This is a genomic window from Edwardsiella piscicida (genome assembly GCF_001896205.1).
In the GTDB taxonomy this organism is placed as follows: Bacteria; Pseudomonadota; Gammaproteobacteria; order Enterobacterales; family Enterobacteriaceae; genus Edwardsiella; species Edwardsiella piscicida.
The window spans coordinates 1,132,007-1,150,498 of sequence record NZ_MPNU01000001.1; the positions used below are offsets into that span (position 1 = coordinate 1,132,007).

Sequence of the window (18,492 nt, forward strand, 5' to 3'; positions counted from 1 at the left end):
TGGGATAAAGAAGCGCGTGCGGAAAACGGCGCGCCTGCCCCATAGTCGCTGCTGCTGCAGCGCATACCGGTGAAGCCCGGTGCGAAAGCGAATGATTGCCCCATCTAGATTTCCTCAGTCAACATGCGGGGGAGCCGCATAAATAGCTATTATCATGTCCGGTCGAAGGCCGGCCTCAGTCATCTACTTTGATTTTCTGCGATACAAAAAAATAACCGACGTCCATTGGTCTTTACTTAATGACACAACGTAAAACATCGGCTATTCGCAGGGCGCGTATTTTGCCGCACTCAATCGGGGATGACAAGCGATGAATGCGATTTATTAAATTTATTTTTTGTCCGGCGGGGTGCTTATTAACCTGTTGTTTTATATTTAATTTATTTTATTCGATCGCGCTAAAGGTACGGATGGTCGCGTTTAATCGGTTCATCTGAAACAAATTGACATAAAACACCATTAGCGTGGCGGATTTCCGCCGCCGAGATCGGCGGCGGGAAAGGGTTAGCCGTAGCGCCGCTGCGCCGCGCGCGCCAGCCCGGCGGTCACCGAGCCGAAGTCGTCGCCGCCGGCCAGCGGGATGCCGGGCAGCTGCTGCGCCAGGGCGCGACGGATCAGCGGGGAGCGGGCGCTGCCGCCGGTCAGATAGATCACGTCCGGCGTGATGGCGCTGACCGCCAGCGCCGCGCTGACCTGCTCCTGAATCCGCGCCAGCGGCTGGGTAATGGCGGCCGCCAGCGCGTCGTCGTGCAGGGTCGTCTCCAGCCCCGACGCAATGAAATCCAGCGCGACGCGGCAGTGGGGCTGCTGCGACAGGGCGATTTTCCCCTCTTCGGCGCAGCGTACCAGCCGGTAGCTCAGGCGATCGCGATAGACCTGCAGCAGGCGCTCTACCTGCTGCGGCTGGCTGGCGTCGCGCACCAGTTCGCGCAGCAGTCGTCCATTGGCCGCGCTGTAAAAGTCACTCTGCGCCGGAACATCGTTGATGGCGACGGCATTCCAGTAGGGCAGCGACGGCAGGGCGATCCCCTTGAGGGTACTGCTGCCGGCGCCCAGCAGCGGCATCAGCTGACGAAAGGCCAGCATGATGTCGAGATCGTTACCGCCGATGCGGCAGCCGCTGTGGCCCAGCAGGCTTTGGCTGCGATCCTGCATGGCGCGCCAGCGCGGCCCCATCAGCAGGACGGAGCAGTCGGTGGTCCCGCCGCCGATATCGACCACCAGCACCCGCCGCTCGTCGCATAGGGTCGCCTCAAAGTCCAGTCCGGCGGCGACCGGCTCGAACTCAAACGTCACCTCACGCAGTCCGGCGCGGCGCGCGGCGCGCTCCAGTATTCCCTGGGCCTGCGCGTTGGCGTCATCGCCGCCGCTGCCCTGAAAGTTGACCGGGCGGCCGATGACGGCCTGGTCGATGGGGCGCTGCAGCGCGGCTTCGCCCCGGCGTCGAATGTGCGCCATCATGGCGCAGACCAAATCTTCAAACAGGGCTATCTGCTGCTCTTTAAGGCCGTTGGCGCCCAGAAATGACTTCGGCGACTTTACAAAGTACACATCCTGCGGGTCGCGGTTGTAGCTGTGCAGCGCCTGTAGGCCAAACTGCAGGCTGTCCGCATCGACGTGAATATCCTCTTCGCGATTAGCGGCGACGGCGCGCTGCAGTAGGCGCTGATTCTCGTCGCTGCCGGTGGGGATGTGCCAGTGCCGGTGTAAGCATTCGCTGACCGCATCGCGCGTCGGTGCGCACAGCATTGACGGAAGGTAGGGTGAATCTTGCTCCAGCGGCAGCATACGGATCTGCTCGCCGTCCATGACCGCCACAGAACAGTTGGCGGTACCATAGTCAAAACCAATATACATCGTTGTTTCCCATGCCGGTGAAGGGCGGCGACTTTACTGCATTGCGGCGTCCTCGGCAATGGGGGCGCTGTCGTCGGCCGCCGTCGCGGGCGTCGACCCGCCGCTCAGCTGTTTCAGCAGCTGGGGCAGCGTGAGCGTGGGATGTACACTGCTGCCAAACAGCAGATCGATACCCAGCAGGTTCAGGGTGGCCAGCGTCGCCGGCAGCTCGGCGGGGCCGGCGATGGTTTGCAGGCCGCAGCTGCGGGCCTGGGTGTGCAGCAGCGACAGCATGACCTCGTCCATACGGTTGGCGTGGGCCTGCGCAACCAGTTCGTTGCTGGCGAGCAGGTACTCCACCGGGCTGTGCTCCAGGCGGGCGATATTCTCCAGACGGCGTTCGAAGCCTTCGGCAATCAGCCGACAGCCGCAGTGATGCAGGGCGCTCAGCGCCGGGGCGGTTTGTGCCTGGTGTTCGATCAGCGCGCTCTCCTCCAGGCGCAGCAGCAGCTGGCGGGCGGGCAGCGGGGAGCTGCGCAGCGTGTCGCACAGCCAGCTGACAAACGTTGGCTGACACAGGCTGGCGGTGGAGAGCGAAACGGCCAGCGCCAGCGGCTGTTGGCTCAAGGCGCGGGCGTGGCGGATCAGTAGCTGGCTGAACAGCCAGCGCTCGACATCCTGCTGACGCTGATAGCGCAGGCAGGCGGTCGCCAGCGCGGAGGCGCTGAACGGTGAGCCGTCTGGGCGGCGCGCTTCGGGGTCCAGCAGATAAAACAGGATCTGCTGGGGAGCGCTACGTGGACAGACGGCGCGCAGCAGCAGGGTAATGCGCTGCGCCGCCAACAGCTCGCTGAGCTGGGCGGCATCCGGCTCATGTACGCCGAGAGAACCGCTGGGGAGCCGGTCGCCCTGGTGGCAGAACGCCTGCCCGCGTCCGCTGCGCTTGGCCATGTAGCAGGCGGCGTCGGCCTGGTTGATCGCCTCATCGGCGAGGGCGTTGCGGTGCCACAGAAGGGTCAGGCCCGCGCTGGCGCCAATGCGATACAGCCCCCCCTGCCAGTAAAAGCGATAGGCGGCGATCTCGTGGATCAGCTGATCGACCATGCGCTTTCCCTGGGCGATATCGCAGTCGCTGAGGATCATGGCAAACTCATCGCCCCCCAGGCGGGCCAGAATATCCTGGGGGCGCAGCAGGGAGCGCATCATCTGGGCGATGTTTTGCAGCAGGACATCGCCGGCGGCGTGGCCCGCGCTGTCGTTGATGGCCTTAAAGTAATCGAGGTCGAGGAAGACCAAGACGTGATACCGCTGCGATTCGATGGCGGAGCGCAGCGCGCGGCGCAGGGCCTGTTCGAAGCTGACTCGGTTTGGCAGACCGGTCAACGGGTCGTGCAGCGCGCTGTAGGAGAGCTGGCGCAGCAGGGTTCGCGTCTCGCTGACGTCTTGAAAAACCACGACATAGCCCATCAGTACGCCGTCGCTGTGGCGGAGTTCGGCGACCCGGCTCTGTACCTCGTAGCGTTGCCCACTGCGGCTGACCAGGCGCAGGCAGTCGTTCTCCCCGCCGTCGCCCTCGTTGTTCGGGGGGCGCAGCACCGAGAAGGCGGCGCCGCTGACGCTGTCCTGCAGGGTCACGATCTGTTCAAGAGGGCGTCCGATCGCCCGGGTTGGCGCCCAGCCGGTCATCTTCTCTGCGCTGGGGTTCATGAAGCGGATTATCTGCTGGGGATCGGTGCTGATCACCGCCTCGCCAATGGCGCTCAGCGTGATGTGTAAGCGCTCACGCTCTTGATGCAGGGTATCCAGCAGTCGCTGCTTTTGGCGCTCATTGTTTTTGATGTCGTTAATCTCTTTCATCTGCGCCACGAAGTAGAGCGCCTCCGCCTGCGGCGAACGCACCAGCGAGACGGTCAGCAGCGTCCAGATAATGCGCCCGCTGCGGTGCACGTAGCGCTTTTCCAGGGTATAGCTGTCGAGATGGCCGGCCAACAGGTCGGCCAGCTGGCGTTTATCGCTCAGCCTGTCCGGCGGGTAGATCAGGCTGCGGTAGCGCAGATGCTGCAGGATCGCCGCCTCGTAGCCCAGCATGCGGCACAGCGCCGGGTTGAACTGTATCCAGCGCCCGCGCAGGTCGATCAGGGCCGTACCGATAGCGGAATACTCCATGACGTTGCGCAGCCGGGTTTCGTTCTCCGCCAGACGTTGGCTCTCGCGGCGGTAGGCATGGGTCTGAATGGCGATGGCATGGGCCGGCAGCAGCACCAGCAGGATCGGCATATACAGCAGCAGGGGGCTTTCGCCGGCGATGGCGACGGCGTGACCGTTCATTTGGGCGCACAGCAGCAGCGCCGTGCAGCAAAAAATCAGGAACGCCGGCCACAGCGGCAGCGCGACGGCGGCCCACAGCAGTGGAATAAGAATAAAGGTAAAAGGGTACGGCAGCAGCGGCAGCGCATAGTAACCGCTTACCAATGTTATCAACAGAATAGGGAACGTCTGCAGGGGGATGATGCGCCTCAGTCCACCGGGCGGCCTGGCCAGCAGCCCGAGCGGCGTGAGCGCCAGCATTCCCAGCGCGTCAGACATAAAGGCGAACCCGGCGCCGCTGAGGAAGGCGTCTCGGTACCATAGCGTGGCGACGCCCGCCGCCAGGACTGCGCACAGCAGTGGAATGGCCAGCACGGCGATCAGGATAAAGTAAGCCCACTGAAGCAGGCTGCCCAGGGGGTGGCTTCCGTGTAGGCAGCGGCGCAGCGCCAGCGCGCAGAGCAGCGCCTGCAGCTGATCGATCAGGGCGTGGCAGATTCCATAGTGCAGCGGAGGAAAAGCGGTGGGGAACAGGATCAGCGGCAGCAGGCTGGTGAGCAGGGAAATGCCCACCAGACGGGGCCAGTCTCGTCGCCGGCAGTGAAACAGGATCGCGGCGGTTGCCGCCGTCGGCAGCCACAGCGAGGGCAGCACCGCATCGCCGCGGATCAGCAATAGGCTTACCAGCGCCAGCAGCGCGTTTACGACGGCAAACAGCATCAGCTGCCACGGGGCAGGGTGTACCTCATCGCGGATACACGGAGAATTGCTTGCCATATAACTGCCCCTGATTGCCCAAAAGTGTATCCAACGCACGGCCGGTGGAAGTGTCGCAGCGGAGGCCGTGAAACGATTTTTCTCAGTATAGTGTCGGGCGCTGGCGCCGCGGTAAAACCTAGACCTTAGTCGATTAAAACCGGAGGCGACGCTCTGCCTCTCCCGGCCGGCGTCGCGCTACGCGATGCCCCCTAAAAACAGCCGGGCCAGCAGCAGCAGCAGCAGGCAGGCGAGGCTGCCGCTCAGGGTGCCGATCAGCGCCATGCTGGCCTGCCGCTGTCGCCCCCCTAGCCAGGCCAGCAGGCGCGGCAGCTGAACGCCAAGCAGAGCGGACAGCATCATGGTCACGACGGCGATCAGCACCACCAGGCTGCCTATCTGCGCATCCTGGTAGTAGAGCCCGCCGACAACGCCGAGCAGGCTGCCGATGAACAGCCCCTCCAGCAGCGCGACGCCCAGCTCACGCACCACGATCGGCGCCGCGTTGGCGCGCAGCAGGTGTCGCCGGTTGAGGGCCCGTTGGGCAACGGCGGCGCTCTGCCATGCGCCGTTGGCGCACAGGAGCATCAGCAGGGGTAGCAGCAGGGCCAGCATCGGCCAGTGGCCCAGCAGCGGGCTGAGGCCGGCGCTGAGCAGGGCGGCGGGCAGCGCCAGCGCGCAGATCCCCGCCAGCGGGAGCGCTCGGGCGCGCAGGCTGCGGGTGATCGGGGCGAACAGGTCTTCATCTTGATGCAGGCCGGCCAGGCGGAACAGGCGCTGCTCGTGGTGGCGCTGCAGGCACTGCGCCGCCTGGATCAGGTTAAACTGCCCCAGCAGCATGCCCTTATCGTCGGTGACCGGGACGCAGGCGCGCCGCTCGCGTATCAGCACGGCGGCGGCGTCGAGCGCATCGTCGTCGGGATGCAGGCTCTGGGGCGGCGGCAGCATGATATCGGCGACGCGGCCGTCCGGCGCGGCGGCCAGCAGGGTGGTCAGGGGCAATTCGCCGCACAGGCGGCCGTTGCCGTCGGTGACGAACAGCCGATCGCTGCCGCCGGGCAGCGGCGGCCGCTGGCGTAGCCACTGCAGCAGCAGCAGCAGGGCCATATCCTGACGTACGCTGCGGGTGTCCGTATCCAGCGTCATCTGGGCGCCGACGCTGTGCAGCGCGTAGCTCAGCAGGGTGCGCGCGCGGCTGCGCTGCTCGCCCTCCATCAGGGTGAGCATGCGTCCGGTCAGGGGCTGCGGCAGCTGGCGACCGAGCGTGATGCGGCGCTCCAGCGGCAGGGACTGCAGGGTTTGCAGCAGGGCCTTGTCGCTCAGGGTGGCCGTCAGCTCTGGCCATAGGCAGGGATCGCCGTTGGCCAGCACCTGCGCCTGTTGGCCTTGGCTCAGCTGCGACCAGAGCGCCAGGCGCCGATCGCAGGGCAGGGCGCAGAGGATATCGCTGAGATCGTCGGCAGGCAGCGTGCGTGCCGCCTGCCGGATCTCGGCGCTGTCATCCAGCAGCTGCGGATCGTTGAGCAGCTGGGGATCGTCCAGACGACCGAGCAGACCATCGCTAACGGCCTGCTCCGTCAGCAGGATCTGCAGAATACGCGTACGCGTCTGCGCACGCTGCTCTGCGCTGAGGGTAACGGTGGCGGACATCGTGGCTCAATCCTTGTGATGGTTTGTCAATGGGGTTAATGGGCGTTCGACGGACGGCGGCGATCCGCCATTATCGGTTCCGCCGCCGGGGGACGCAACGGGGAGATCGCGGGGGCGTGCGGGAACGCTCAGCGGCGGCGGTCGGCGTCGCTCGGGGTCAGGGGCTGCGATTGTTCTACGGAGGTGTTCTGTTGACTGCGGTGATGGTTCAGCGCGCCGATAGAGGCATACAGCAGGCGGCCAAACAGAATGATGAAGCTTATCAGCAATACGATCCGGGTCATGCGTATGTTGGTTCGTCGTTTCATCTTGTGGGTCATCATCATCATTAAAACGTAGGGTCTCTTATTCGGAATTATAGGGTGATTTAGGCACAGTAACGGGCGGGCGTCAATGGCCGAGGATGTCGGTATTTTCTCCCGGCGAGCGCGATCTGGATATGATGATGAGCACTATTACATAAAAAATATTGATGATTCTTGCGCAGATGCCGGGTGCGCGTGGGGTTTCGCCGCTGTCTCCGGGGGCGGCGGGCACATTTTTCTGCCGCGCTTTTCGTGATACCATCGCAGGGTGACTAAATAGGGCGATCGGGGCGTGACAGGGTGCGCTATTCGCGTCTGTCGGCGAGTAGCGATGAGCGATAAGGGCAGTGATTAAGTCGTTTCCATGAAAGCAGATAAGCGTCGCACCATATCGGGCTGGTCCCGCTGGGGAGAACCGTTGCTGTTCGCCCTGCTGGTTATTCCACTCAGTATTTTGTACTCACCGCGGGTGATCCTGCCAAACGGGCAGGCGTACCTTATCGCCCTGCTGCCCGCCGCCGCGCTGGCGCTGAGTTTCCTGTACGGTAGCCGTATGCTGGCGCCGATCGTGATCGTGACGCTGGCGACGCTCTATCTCGCCTATGGCATGACGCCGCTGCTGGCGGTTGGGCTGCCCTTCAGCCTGACGCTGCTGCTCTGCTGGTGGGGATATACCCAGCAGGCCGGGCACCGCTGGCGCGCCGGGCTGGCCAAACCCCGTCTGATGCTGCCGCGCCTGTTCTGGCTGGCGGGGATGTTTCCTCTGCTGTTCATTCTGTTGACCCAGATAGCGGTCACCATGGGGATGTTTTCCGGGCATCCCTTCTTTGCCGAACGGCTCCCCTTTTCGATGAGTACGCTGACCAACTATCAGGGGATGGTGCTGGGCGCGCTGGTGGGCGCCCCGCTCTATTATCACCTGCTGCGTCTGCTGCGCCGCCCGCGCTACTGGCAGGTGATGCGCCGCCGCTGCCGGCGGGAGCAAACGAGCGACGCCGCGGGGTGGGAGCCCTATCTCTGGGGCGGCGTCGTTGCCGTGATGATCGCCCTGCTGTGCATCCGCGCGCAGGCGCAGGGCAGCATTCTGTTTACCGACTATACGTTGATCCTGCTGCTGCCGGTGATGATTTTTGGCGCCATGCGCTATGGCTATCTGCTGAGTACGCTGGTCTGGTCGGTGGCGGTGATCATCCTGCTGCTCAACTACGAAGGCTATGTCGAACTGGACGATCTGAGCCGCAATATCTGCTTTATTACGGCCATGCTGATCGTGTTTACCCTGACGGTGATCCTGATGGCGGCGATCAATGGCCGGCAGCGCCGTCTGTATCGCCATATGCGCCGGGCGGCGATGATCGATCCGGTGGTGCAGCTGCCCAACGTCGGCTGTCTGGAGCAGGATCTGCAGCGCTATGGCCGCTCGGTGCTGTGCTTCGTCCGCATCGCCAGCCTGGATACCCTGTGCCGAACCTATGGCATGCAGGTCCGCCTGAGCTATAAGCAGCGTCTGGCGGCCGCGTTTCGGGCGGCGCTGCACGCCGATGAGCGGGTGTACCATCTGCCCGGCTATGATCTGCTGATCCGCCTGGAGCCCGAGCGCGCGCAGCAGACGCTGCGCCATCTGGAGCAGGTGGCGCACGCCTTTCGCCTGCAGTGGAATGGGCTGCCGCTGCAGCGGCAGCTGGGGCTGAGCTACTGCGGCGTTCCGGGAACGGTCGAGGCGCTGTATAGCCTGATCGGCGAGCTGAGCGCGATGGCGGAGCAGTCGCTGGACAGCGGGCGGCTGGAGAGCCTAGCGCTGAATCAGCGCCGTCTGCAGCAGGGGATTGGCCGTAAGGCCAGCCTGCTGAGAACCCTGCAACGCGCGTTGGAAAACGATCGCTTTATCCTGTCGGTGCAGCCCATCGACGGCTTTCGCGGCGAAAGCTATCAGGAGATCCTGCTGAAGATGGTCGATGAGCAGGGGGGCCTCCTGAGCCCGGAGAGCTTTTTGCCGATCGCCGAGGAGTTTGGCCTGACGGCCGCGCTCGACCGCTGGGTCTTGACCCATACGCTCGCCTTTATCGAGCGGCACCGGGCGCAGCTGCCCGGGATCCGGGTGGCCATTCCGCTCTCCTGCGCCGGTCTGAGTCCGCCGACGCTGCCGGCGCTGCTGGAGAGCGTGCTGGGGCAGTACCGCATTGAGCCCTGGCAGCTGATCCTGACCTTTCGGGCGGACCAGCTGGCGGCGCTGGCGCCTGCGCCGTCGGCGCTGAGTGCGCTGCGTGCGCTGGGGTGTCACGTCGCCCTGAGCGGCATAGACTTTGTTCACGCCGGCGGCCAGCCGGAGAGCCTGGATGCCGACATCCTGCAAATGACGCCCGCGCTGAGCCGCCGCCTGGGCGCCGACAGCGCGGAGCAGTATATCGTCACGGCGCTGTGTCAGGTTGCCCATCTTCGACGCCAGACGGTCGTGGCCCGGGGGGTGGATAGCGAGGCCCAGCGCGCGCGCCTGAAGCAGCTGGGGGTCGACGCCATTCAGGGGCGCCTGGCCGGGGTACCGATCCCGCTGAGCGCGCTCTTGCCCGCGGCGGAGACAGCAAAAGAATAGCGGTTTATTACGCTATTTTATTTGCAACGGGGAAAAGTGATGACTATCGACAGTTATCAGCTTGATTCTTCGTCTTTAACGGGTCGACTCTTTCACGATTTTCTGGGTGCTGACCACGCGATGTGTCCCGCCGGGCTATACAGAGGAAAATGCTTTTCGGCGGCGTTTTTTTGCGCTAACGCCCGCAGGGTACACCAGCGATGGGGGCAATTTATCTCTGGTCATACTCCAATAACTCCAAATCATTATCTAAACTGGTGTATTTATATGGAGAATGATTCCGCAGTTGAATTTAATACTTGTCTTTTACCGGCGGTAACGTGTTTACTTATCACCGCTGTCGCCATATTACGCCTGTCGTGCATGGGGATCGTGAATGCCGTCGCCGTCAAGGCGCGGCAGGGCTGTGCGGCTCCGCACTGGAGCGCGTGCACGGTTTCCCCGCGGCGTGGTATGTGTGGATGTAAATGCGGTTAAGGACCTGGGCAAATGCCGCCCTGACGCGATTCTGAGGTAAGCTCCCCCAGAGTAGTGAGAGTGATCTCTGTTGCCATCCGCAAGGATTTTTCCCCCGCGATACCAAATAGTGACGCTTCCCAACCGCTGCGCGCCGCCGGGCCGCCGCGCGCTGTGGACAGCGGATATATCCTAAGAATTAAGGCATCACGACATCATATTATGACGCATCGTTTAACCTCTAGAGATATCCTGGCGCTGGGTTTTATGACCTTTGCGCTGTTTGTCGGCGCGGGCAATATTATTTTCCCACCGATGGTGGGACTGCAGTCTGGCGAACATGTCTGGATTGCCGCGCTGGGCTTCCTGATCACCGCCGTCGGTTTGCCGGTGGCGACCGTGGTGGCGCTGGCTAAGGTCGGGGGTGGCATCGACGCCCTCAGCTCGCCGCTGGGCCGCCGCGCCGGTCTGCTGCTGGCGACAGTCGCCTATCTGGCGGTGGGACCGCTGTTCGCCATTCCGCGTACCACCACCGTCTCCTTTGAGGTCGGGATCGCTCCGCTGACCGGCGAGGGAACGTGGCCGCTGCTGGGCTATAGCGTGATCTATTTTGCGCTGGTGGTCGTGATTTCGCTGTACCCGGGAAAACTGCTGGATACGGTGGGCCACTTCCTGGCGCCGCTGAAGATTGCCGCGCTGGCGATCCTGGGGATCGCCGCGCTGATCTGGCCCGCGGGCAGCTTGGTTCCGGCGACCGAGGTGTATCGCCAGATTCCGTTCTCCACGGGCTTTGTTAACGGTTATCTGACCATGGATACGCTGGGTGCCATGGTGTTTGGCATCGTCATCGTCAACGCCGCCCGCTCGCGCGGGGTCAGCGATGCCCGCCTGCTGACGCGCTATACCATTTGGGCCGGTCTGATCGCCGGTCTGGGGCTGACGCTGGTGTACCTGAGCCTGTTTAAGCTGGGGTCCGACAGCGGCGTACTGGTGCCGGATGCCCAGAACGGAGCGGTGATCCTGCACGCCTATGTACAGCACACCTTCGGCAACATGGGGGCTATCTTCCTGGCGGCGCTGATCTTCATCGCCTGTATGGTGACGGCGGTCGGTCTGACCTGCGCCTGTGCCGAATTCTTTGCCGAGCATCTGCCCCTGAGCTACCGCACGCTGGTGTTTATGCTGGGTCTGTTCTCCATGGTGGTCTCCAACCTGGGGCTGAGCCTGCTTATCAAAATTTCGATCCCGGTGCTGACGGCCATTTATCCGCCCTGTATTGCGCTGGTGGTGCTGAGCTTTACCCTGCGCTGGTGGCACCGCGCGCCGCGGGTCTTTGTGCCGGTGATGGCGGTCAGTCTGCTGTTTGGCATTCTGGATGCGCTGACCGGCGCGGGGATGGTTACGTCCCTGCCTACGTGGGTTCAGCATCTGCCGCTGGCGGAGCAGGGGCTGGCATGGCTGCCGCCGTCGCTGGCCATGATGGCGCTGGCCGGCCTGTACGATCGCCTGCTGGGGCGCGCCCGGTCATGATGTAAAGCGTGGTCGTCATGAAATTGTTACAGTTGATGGCGTGAACTGCGTCGGCGGCCACTCTATAATCATCGGCGTTTTTTAGCACGGGCGTCTGCGCCCGTGTTTTTTTTGACAGGCGAATGGGTAACTCATCACATGCAACAACAAGCCAATAAGCTAAAGCGGGGGCTCAATGCGCGTCATATCCGCTTTATGGCGTTGGGGTCGGCGATTGGCACCGGCCTTTTCTACGGTTCGGCCGACGCCATTAAGATGGCGGGGCCCAGCGTGCTGCTGGCCTATCTGATCGGCGGCGTGGTCGCGTTTATCATCATGCGTGCCCTGGGTGAGATGTCGGTTAATAACCCACAGGCCAGCTCTTTTTCGCGCTATGCGCAGGACTATCTGGGACCGATGGCCGGCTATATCACCGGCTGGACCTACTGCTTTGAGATCCTGATTGTGGCGATCGCCGACGTGACGGCGTTCGGCATCTATATGGGGGTGTGGTTCCCGGCGGTGCCGCACTGGATCTGGGTGCTGAGCGTGGTGCTGATCATCGGCGCGGTGAACCTGATGAGCGTGCGGGTGTTTGGCGAGCTGGAGTTTTGGTTCTCCTTCTTTAAGGTCGCCACCATCGTGGTGATGATTCTGGCGGGCTTTGGCATCATCATCTGGGGCATCGGCAACGGCGGTCAGCCGACCGGCATTCATAACCTGTGGAGCAACGGCGGCTTTTTCAGCCACGGTGTGATGGGGATGATCCTGTCGCTGCAGCTGGTGATGTTCGCCTATGGCGGGATTGAGATCATTGGCATCACCGCCGGCGAGGCGGCCGATCCCAAGACGGCGATCCCCAAGGCGATCAATTCGGTGCCGCTGCGGATTCTGGTGTTTTACGTCGGCACCCTGTTTGTGATCATGTCCATCTATCCATGGAATGAGGTCGGCACCCAGGGCAGCCCCTTCGTTCTGACCTTCCAGCACCTGGGGATTACCACCGCCGCCGGGATCCTGAACTTTGTGGTGATCACGGCCTCGCTGTCGGCGATTAACAGCGATGTGTTCGGCGTGGGCCGCATGCTGCACGGTATGGCGCAGCAGGGACATGCGCCGCGTATCTTTGCCCGCCTCTCTCGCCACGGCATTCCGTGGGTCACGGTCGTGGTGATGGTGCTGGCGCTGCTGGTGGCGGTATACCTGAACTACATCATGCCGCAGAATGTCTTTTTGGTGATCGCCTCCCTGGCGACCTTTGCCACGGTTTGGGTATGGATAATGATCCTGCTGTCGCAGATCGCCTTTCGTCGTCGCCTGACGCCGGAGCAGGTCAAGGGGCTGGATTTCCCGCTGCGCGGCGGCGTGTATACCTCTCTGCTGGGGATCCTGTTTCTGGCCTTTATCATCGCGCTGATCGGCTATTTCCCGGATACGCGGATATCGCTGTACGCCGGCGCCATCTGGATTTTGGCGCTGCTGATCGGCTATCGCTTTGTTCGTCAGCCGGCGTCACCGGACCTGGCGCAGTCGCTGCCGCCGGAGCACGCGGAGTGATACGCGCCGCGCGCCGCTGAACGCGAGAGAAAGAAACGGAGCCTAAGGGCTCCGTTTGTCGTTATAGAAGGGCTCCGTCTGTCGTATCAGCGAGGGCGGCGGCGGGCGCGGACTTCGCTTACGCCGGTAAGGGGATCGGCCGGTGCCTCCTCCTGTTCATCGCGCCAGGCACCGTTGCTGCGCTGGCGCAGCGCATCGCGGACGTCGTGCAGGGTACTGATCATCTCTTCATAGTGCTGTGCGGCATGCAGGCTGTCGGGCGAGACGCCGTTGCCGCTGGCGCCGTGCAGGCAGCCCACCAGGATCAGGGCCGACAGCAGCGGCAGCAGATGTGCGCGTAGCCGTGTAAACAAAGCAAACTCTCCCGGTTAAAAACGTGCGTTGTCTTTGTATCCCAGCCACGGCGGGGCGTGAACCCCGTATTCATATCGTGAGAGAGATGGGAGAGCTTTGTTACGGCACGAAACATCTGCGTCGGCAACTGTCAGCTAAGGGTAAGGTTACTCCCGCTGTCTTGGGACAGATGCTGCGCGATGGCGCGCACGTCCGTACCGGTCGGCGTCTGGTGGAGCCGCAGGCCAAACTGCTCGATGACGGCAAAGGTGTGATCGAAGATATCGGCCTGAATCCCCTCATACTCAGCCCAGACAACGGTATTGGTGAAGGCGTAGATCTCGATGGGCAGGCCATCGGACGTCGGCGCAAGCTGACGAACCATCAGGGTCATGTCCTTGCGGATACGGGGGTGATGCTGCAGATAAGCCTGCAGATAGGCGCGGAGAGTGCCCAGATTGGTCATACGACGGCCGTTGAGCGGCGAGTCCAAATCGATATGCTGCCGCTGGTTATCGTTGGCAATCTCCAGGCTCTTGTCGCGCAGATAGGGCTGCAGCAGCGCGCTGCGACGCAGTCGAGCCAGATCGTCATCGTTGAGAAAGCGAATGCTGGTGGTATCGATGTTCAGGCTGCGCTTGATGCGGCGCCCGCCCGACTCCGACATGCCGCGCCAGTTTTTAAACGAGTCGGACACCAGGGCATAGGTGGGGATGGTGGTGATGGTATTGTCCCAGTTACGCACCTTAACGGTGGTCAGACCGATGTCGGTGACCGCCCCGTCGGCGCCGTACTTGGGCATTTCCAGCCAGTCGCCGAGGTGCAGCATGTCGTTGGCCGACAGCTGGATCCCGGCGACCAGCCCCAGGATCGGATCTTTAAACACCAACATCAATACCGCCGCCATGGCGCCGAGGCCGCTGATCAGCAGGATCGGCGACTGCCCCATCAGCAGCGAAATCATCAGGATGCCGATAAGGATCGCCGCCAGCAGCTTGGTGCCCTGAAAGATGCCGCGCAGCGGCAGCTGCGTGGCGACGGAGAGCTGATGGGAGAGATCCAGCAGGATATCCAGCAGGGAGAACAGGGAGAGCAGGGCGAACAGCAGGATCCACAGCTGGGCGGCGACGATCAGCGCATAGCCGGCGTCGGTGCCGGGGTGCAGCCAGAATACGGCCTGAATATTGACGATGATCCCCTGGAACATCGAGGCCAGGCGGTGGAAAAGCTTGTGCTGTGTTAGCGCCTTAATCCACATATTCTCACTCTGCAGGCCGCGCGCCTGTAGACGGGTGAGCAGCAGACGGTGCAGCAGCAGGTGAATGATCGCCGCCGTCAGAATAATCAGTCCCAGAACAATCACCAGCGAGGTCACATGGGTGAACTCAAAACCGAACTGCTCCAGCCAGCGCATTAATACTTTTTGCATGCAGGCTCCTTCATTTTTCTTGTGATGCATTGCGTGTGGTCACGGGCGCCACGGCGCCCCTCCCGGCGTCGATGCGCGGTGAGGGCGGGCAACCCTGTGATAGGCTAGCGGCTGTAGGCGAGCAGTCAACCGGTTTTCTCTTTATTTGACACTGACTTACAAAAAAACGGATGTGGGTATCGCCTCATCCCCCGCGCTCATCCCCCTAAAATAGCGCGACAGGGGAGGCGCGGCCACGCTGGGCGGTGTCATGATCGCGGTATCTTGCTGAATGAGGGAAGGGAATCATGTTCAATGCCTGGCACCTGCCGGTCGCGCCCTATGTGCGTTGCCGCGGAGACGATATGGTGGTGACGCTGCTGCTGACGGGTGAGGATCTGCCGCAGCGGGTACTGCTGCGCTGTGAACCGGACAATGAGGAGTGGCTGCTGCCGATGCGCCGCCAACGGCGCCGCGCGGGCGTGTGCTATCGGGCCCGCCTCTCGCTGCGGGAGGGCGAACCGCTGCGGCGCTACTGTTTTAAGCTGCTGTGGGCCGATCGCCAGCGCTGGTTTACGCCCTTGGGGCTGCAGGCGACGCCGCCGGGTCAGGAGGCGCAGTTTGCCGTCAGCGTACCGTCGCCCTATCCCGAGTGGGTTGCCGATCAGGTGTTTTACCAAATTTTTCCCGATCGCTTCGCCCGCGGCGCCGCGGCGGAGAACGCGCCGCACCCGGGCTGGCGCGACTGGACGACGCCGCTGGACGCGACGGCGGATGCCCACACGTTCTACGGCGGCGATCTGGATGGCGTCACCGCACGGCTGCCCTATCTACGGTCGCTGGGGGTTACCGCGCTCTATCTGAACCCCATCTTCAGCGCGCCGAGCAACCATAAATATGATACCGCCGACTATTATCGAGTGGATGCGGGGCTGGGCGGCGATCCGGCGCTGATCCGGCTGCGGCAGGCCACCGCCCAGGCGGGTATCCGCCTGCTGCTGGACGGCGTATTCAATCATACCGGAGATACCCACCGCTGGTTCGATCGCCCGCGGCGCGGCGAGGATGGCGCCTGTCACCACCCCGCGTCGCCGCAGCGTGAACGCTACAGCTTTGACGCCGACGGGCGGGCGCTGGGCTGGAAAGGCGAGGCCTCCCTGCCCAAGCTGGACTACGCCAGCCCACGGGTGGTCGACAGCATCTATCGGGCGGATGACAGCGTGATGCGCTATTGGCTGCGTCCGCCCTATGCCATTGATGGCTGGCGGCTGGACGTCATCCACATGCTGGGCGAAGGGGGCGGTGCCCGGGGTAATCTGCATCATCTGGCGGAGATGTACCGGGCGGTTAAGGCCGAAAATCCCCAGGCCTACGTGCTGGGCGAGCACTTTGGCGACGCGCGCCGCTGGCTGCAGGCTGGGGTAGAGGACGGTGCGATGAACTACATGGGCTTTGCCCTGCCGCTGCGCGCGTTTCTCGCCGGCGTGGACGTCGCCTACCAACCCATTCGGCTCAGCGCGGCCCAGTGCGCTGAATGGATGGCGTCATACCGCGCCGGGCTGAGCCAGACGCAGCAGCTGTGCCAGTTTAACCAGCTGGATAGCCACGATACCGCCCGTTTTATTACCCTGCTACGGGGAAACCGTCAGCGGATGATGCTGGCGTTGACCTGGCTGTTTACCTGGATAGGGGCTCCCTGCCTGTACTATGGCGACGAAATTGGCCTGGCGGGGGAGAACGATCCCTACTGCCGTGCGCCGTTTCCCTGGGAGCCTGCGCAGTGGGATGGCGCGCTGCTCAGCCTGTGCCGTCAGCTGGCGCAGATGCGTCGCCGACACGCCGCGCTGCGCCGCGGCGGCTGTCAGATAATTCATGCCGATGGTGAGACGCTGCTGTTTATCCGCCGGCTGGCGCGGCAGTCGATTCTGGTGGCTATCCAGCGCGCCGGCGCGGGTGCGCTGACGCTGCCCTGTACGCCGCTGCTGCCGGCGGGGGCATGGCGCGCGCTGTGCGGCGCCGGGCAGCTGGAGGCGGGGGCGGAGACCTTGGCGCTGAGGCTCCCCGCAGAGAGCGCCAGCGTGTGGGTGCTGAATGGGTGAGCGGGCATAAAAAAAGCGACCCGCGGGTCGCTTTTTTTGGCGCAGAATAAACGATTACAGTTTATCGGCGTTTTCAGTCAGGTACTTGGCAACGCCGTCCGGAGAGGCGCCCATGCCAGCTTTACCCTTTTCCCACTGCGCCGGGCAGACGTCGCCGTGCTCTTCGTGGAACTGCATGGCGTCGACCATACGCAGCATTTCATCAACGTTACGACCCAGCGGCAGATCGTTGACCACCTGGTGACGTACGATGCCATCTTTGTCGATCAGGAAAGATCCGCGCAGCGCTACGCCCTCTTCCGGGTGTTCGATGCCGTAAGCGCGCATGATTTCATGCTTAACGTCGGCAACCAGCGGGTACTGTACTTCGCCGATACCGCCCTTATCCACCGGGGTTTTACGCCAGGCGTTGTGGACAAACTCGGAGTCCATGGAGACGCCGACCACTTCAACGCCGCGCGCTTGGAACTCGCTATAGCGGTGATCGAAGGCGATCAGCTCAGACGGGCAAACGAAGGTAAAGTCCATCGGCCAGAAGAAAACCACGGTCGGTTTACCCTGAGTGAACGCTTTGAAGTTGAATTTATCAACGATTTCACCGTTACCCATCACGGCGGCAGCGGTAAAGTCGGGGGCTTGACGAGAAACCAGGACCATAATAACTCCCGTTAATAGTATTCAGTAGGTTATCGAATCTTTATCTGGCGTTAACTATACGAAGTTGTCGTTTGTAAATAAAGCGTGAAGCGCCAATCAATATGATAGTCAGTGCCAATCAATTGTTACGGATAATGACTAAAAAGTGGCCATCACCGACGATGAGATGTCAAAACCATAGCGCAAAATACGATTTTAGCCACCCTTTATGTGCCTATATTGTTATGAAAATGCGCGTTTGGGAACATATTGCACAGGCGCTACAGCGCCTTGGCGCCCGCCTGGCGCATCATCTGGGGGTAGAATTGCCAGAACTGAGCCTCTAAACGATGGTAGTGACGTTCGATATCGCCGAACGATCCGCTCAGCGCCGCCAGCCGGGGACGGCGCTGAGCCATGCCGCTGAGCACCCTGGCGATAAACGGCAGCTCGGCATAGCGCTGCAGCCAGCGCTCTTGCCACAGGTGTTGATTCAGCGTGCGAAAGCGCGGCGGGGTCCCCGCGAGATGGGGCAGGATCGCGGCGCGGGCCTGGGCGATAAAGTCAGGCAGCGGCCGCTGCGGCTCCAGCGTTGACCAGTGGCGGGCCAGAAAATGGTCCCAGACGATATCCAGCGTGATCGGGGCGACGCGACGATAGTCGTCGCCGAACCAGGCACGAGCGGCGCGGACCTGCGGCAGGCTATCGGTCATGCTGTCGATGCGGCGGTGCATACGGATCCCGGCGCAGACGTCGGCATCATAGTAAGGCTTGGGATCGCCGCGGACAAAGTCGGCCAGCAGGTTACCGAGCAGCGAACTGTCCGCCAGCGCGGCCAGATGAAGGTGGGCGAGAAAATTCATCTGCTGAGTATACGGGAGCGCGCGGCGCAGAGCCAGAGCCTACACCGATGCGCCGCGCCGCCGGTCGTGCTCCCGGTCGCCCTGGGAGCCCCACCTTGCGGTGGTTCTCGCCGCCGCCGCCGCGCGCGGGAAAGCGCCTAATTTGCCGCCGGGCGGCATCTGCGGTTGCAGCCTCTCGTCGGCGGCT

Annotated in this window: 12 protein-coding genes; 4 read left to right on the plus strand and 8 right to left on the minus strand. The window is 62.8% G+C overall.

Annotation, left to right across the window (positions count from 1 at the left end; translation table 11 throughout):
- Positions 1 to 504: 504 nt before the first annotated feature.
- The 4 genes from yegD to BRD58_RS05155 all read right to left on the minus strand — a co-directional run bounded on the left by yegD (position 505) and on the right by BRD58_RS05155 (position 6,857).
- The gene (yegD, locus tag BRD58_RS05140; RefSeq protein WP_012847809.1) at positions 505 to 1,857 is read right to left on the minus strand and encodes a molecular chaperone; all 1,353 of its coding nucleotides are present in this window, start codon (positions 1,855 to 1,857) and stop codon (positions 505 to 507) included.
- A gap of 33 nt (positions 1,858 to 1,890) precedes the next feature.
- The gene (locus tag BRD58_RS05145; RefSeq protein WP_073381880.1) at positions 1,891 to 4,920 is read right to left on the minus strand and encodes a diguanylate cyclase domain-containing protein; all 3,030 of its coding nucleotides are present in this window, start codon (positions 4,918 to 4,920) and stop codon (positions 1,891 to 1,893) included.
- Positions 4,921 to 5,097: 177 nt separating this feature from the next.
- The gene (locus tag BRD58_RS05150; protein WP_012847811.1) at positions 5,098 to 6,549 is read right to left on the minus strand and encodes a magnesium transporter MgtE N-terminal domain-containing protein; all 1,452 of its coding nucleotides are present in this window, start codon (positions 6,547 to 6,549) and stop codon (positions 5,098 to 5,100) included.
- Positions 6,550 to 6,677: 128 nt separating this feature from the next.
- Positions 6,678 to 6,857, minus strand: a complete 180-nt coding sequence (locus BRD58_RS05155; RefSeq protein WP_225857575.1) for a YfgG family protein — start codon at positions 6,855 to 6,857, stop codon at positions 6,678 to 6,680.
- A gap of 361 nt (positions 6,858 to 7,218) precedes the next feature.
- Between BRD58_RS05155 and BRD58_RS05160 the strand changes: the two genes are divergently transcribed.
- The 3 genes from BRD58_RS05160 (at position 7,219) to proY (ending at position 12,966) form a co-directional block, all read left to right on the plus strand.
- Positions 7,219 to 9,444, plus strand: coding sequence for an EAL domain-containing protein (locus tag BRD58_RS05160; RefSeq protein ID WP_073381884.1), 2,226 nt, complete (start codon positions 7,219 to 7,221; stop codon positions 9,442 to 9,444).
- 678 nt (positions 9,445 to 10,122) lie between these two features.
- Positions 10,123 to 11,430, plus strand: a complete 1,308-nt coding sequence (gene brnQ, locus BRD58_RS05165; protein ID WP_015461100.1) for a branched-chain amino acid transport system II carrier protein — start codon at positions 10,123 to 10,125, stop codon at positions 11,428 to 11,430.
- 138 nt (positions 11,431 to 11,568) lie between these two features.
- A complete protein-coding gene (gene proY, locus BRD58_RS05170) occupies positions 11,569 to 12,966 on the plus strand; it encodes a proline-specific permease ProY (protein WP_012847816.1) in 1,398 nt (465 codons plus the stop codon).
- An 86-nt stretch (positions 12,967 to 13,052) separates the two neighbouring features.
- Here proY and BRD58_RS05175 read toward each other — a convergent pair whose 3' ends face one another.
- Both BRD58_RS05175 and BRD58_RS05180 read right to left on the minus strand, forming a co-directional pair.
- On the minus strand, positions 13,053 to 13,319 hold the full coding sequence (locus BRD58_RS05175; RefSeq protein ID WP_012847817.1) for a hypothetical protein: 267 nt from the start codon (positions 13,317 to 13,319) through the stop codon (positions 13,053 to 13,055).
- 131 nt (positions 13,320 to 13,450) lie between these two features.
- Positions 13,451 to 14,728 carry a mechanosensitive ion channel family protein gene (locus BRD58_RS05180; RefSeq protein ID WP_041692718.1) on the minus strand — a complete coding sequence of 426 codons (1,278 nt, stop codon included), beginning with the start codon at positions 14,726 to 14,728 and terminating at the stop codon, positions 13,451 to 13,453.
- A gap of 287 nt (positions 14,729 to 15,015) precedes the next feature.
- Between BRD58_RS05180 and malZ the strand changes: the two genes are divergently transcribed.
- Positions 15,016 to 16,806: a maltodextrin glucosidase gene (malZ, locus tag BRD58_RS05185; RefSeq protein ID WP_073381888.1), complete on the plus strand. Its 1,791-nt coding sequence runs from the start codon at positions 15,016 to 15,018 to the stop codon at positions 16,804 to 16,806.
- 54 nt (positions 16,807 to 16,860) lie between these two features.
- Here malZ and BRD58_RS05190 read toward each other — a convergent pair whose 3' ends face one another.
- Together BRD58_RS05190 and BRD58_RS05195 are read right to left on the minus strand one after the other, a co-directional pair.
- Positions 16,861 to 17,463 carry a peroxiredoxin C gene (locus tag BRD58_RS05190; protein WP_012847820.1) on the minus strand — a complete coding sequence of 201 codons (603 nt, stop codon included), beginning with the start codon at positions 17,461 to 17,463 and terminating at the stop codon, positions 16,861 to 16,863.
- A 260-nt stretch (positions 17,464 to 17,723) separates the two neighbouring features.
- The gene (locus BRD58_RS05195; protein ID WP_073381892.1) at positions 17,724 to 18,305 is read right to left on the minus strand and encodes an ACP phosphodiesterase; all 582 of its coding nucleotides are present in this window, start codon (positions 18,303 to 18,305) and stop codon (positions 17,724 to 17,726) included.
- Positions 18,306 to 18,492 lie beyond the last annotated feature (187 nt).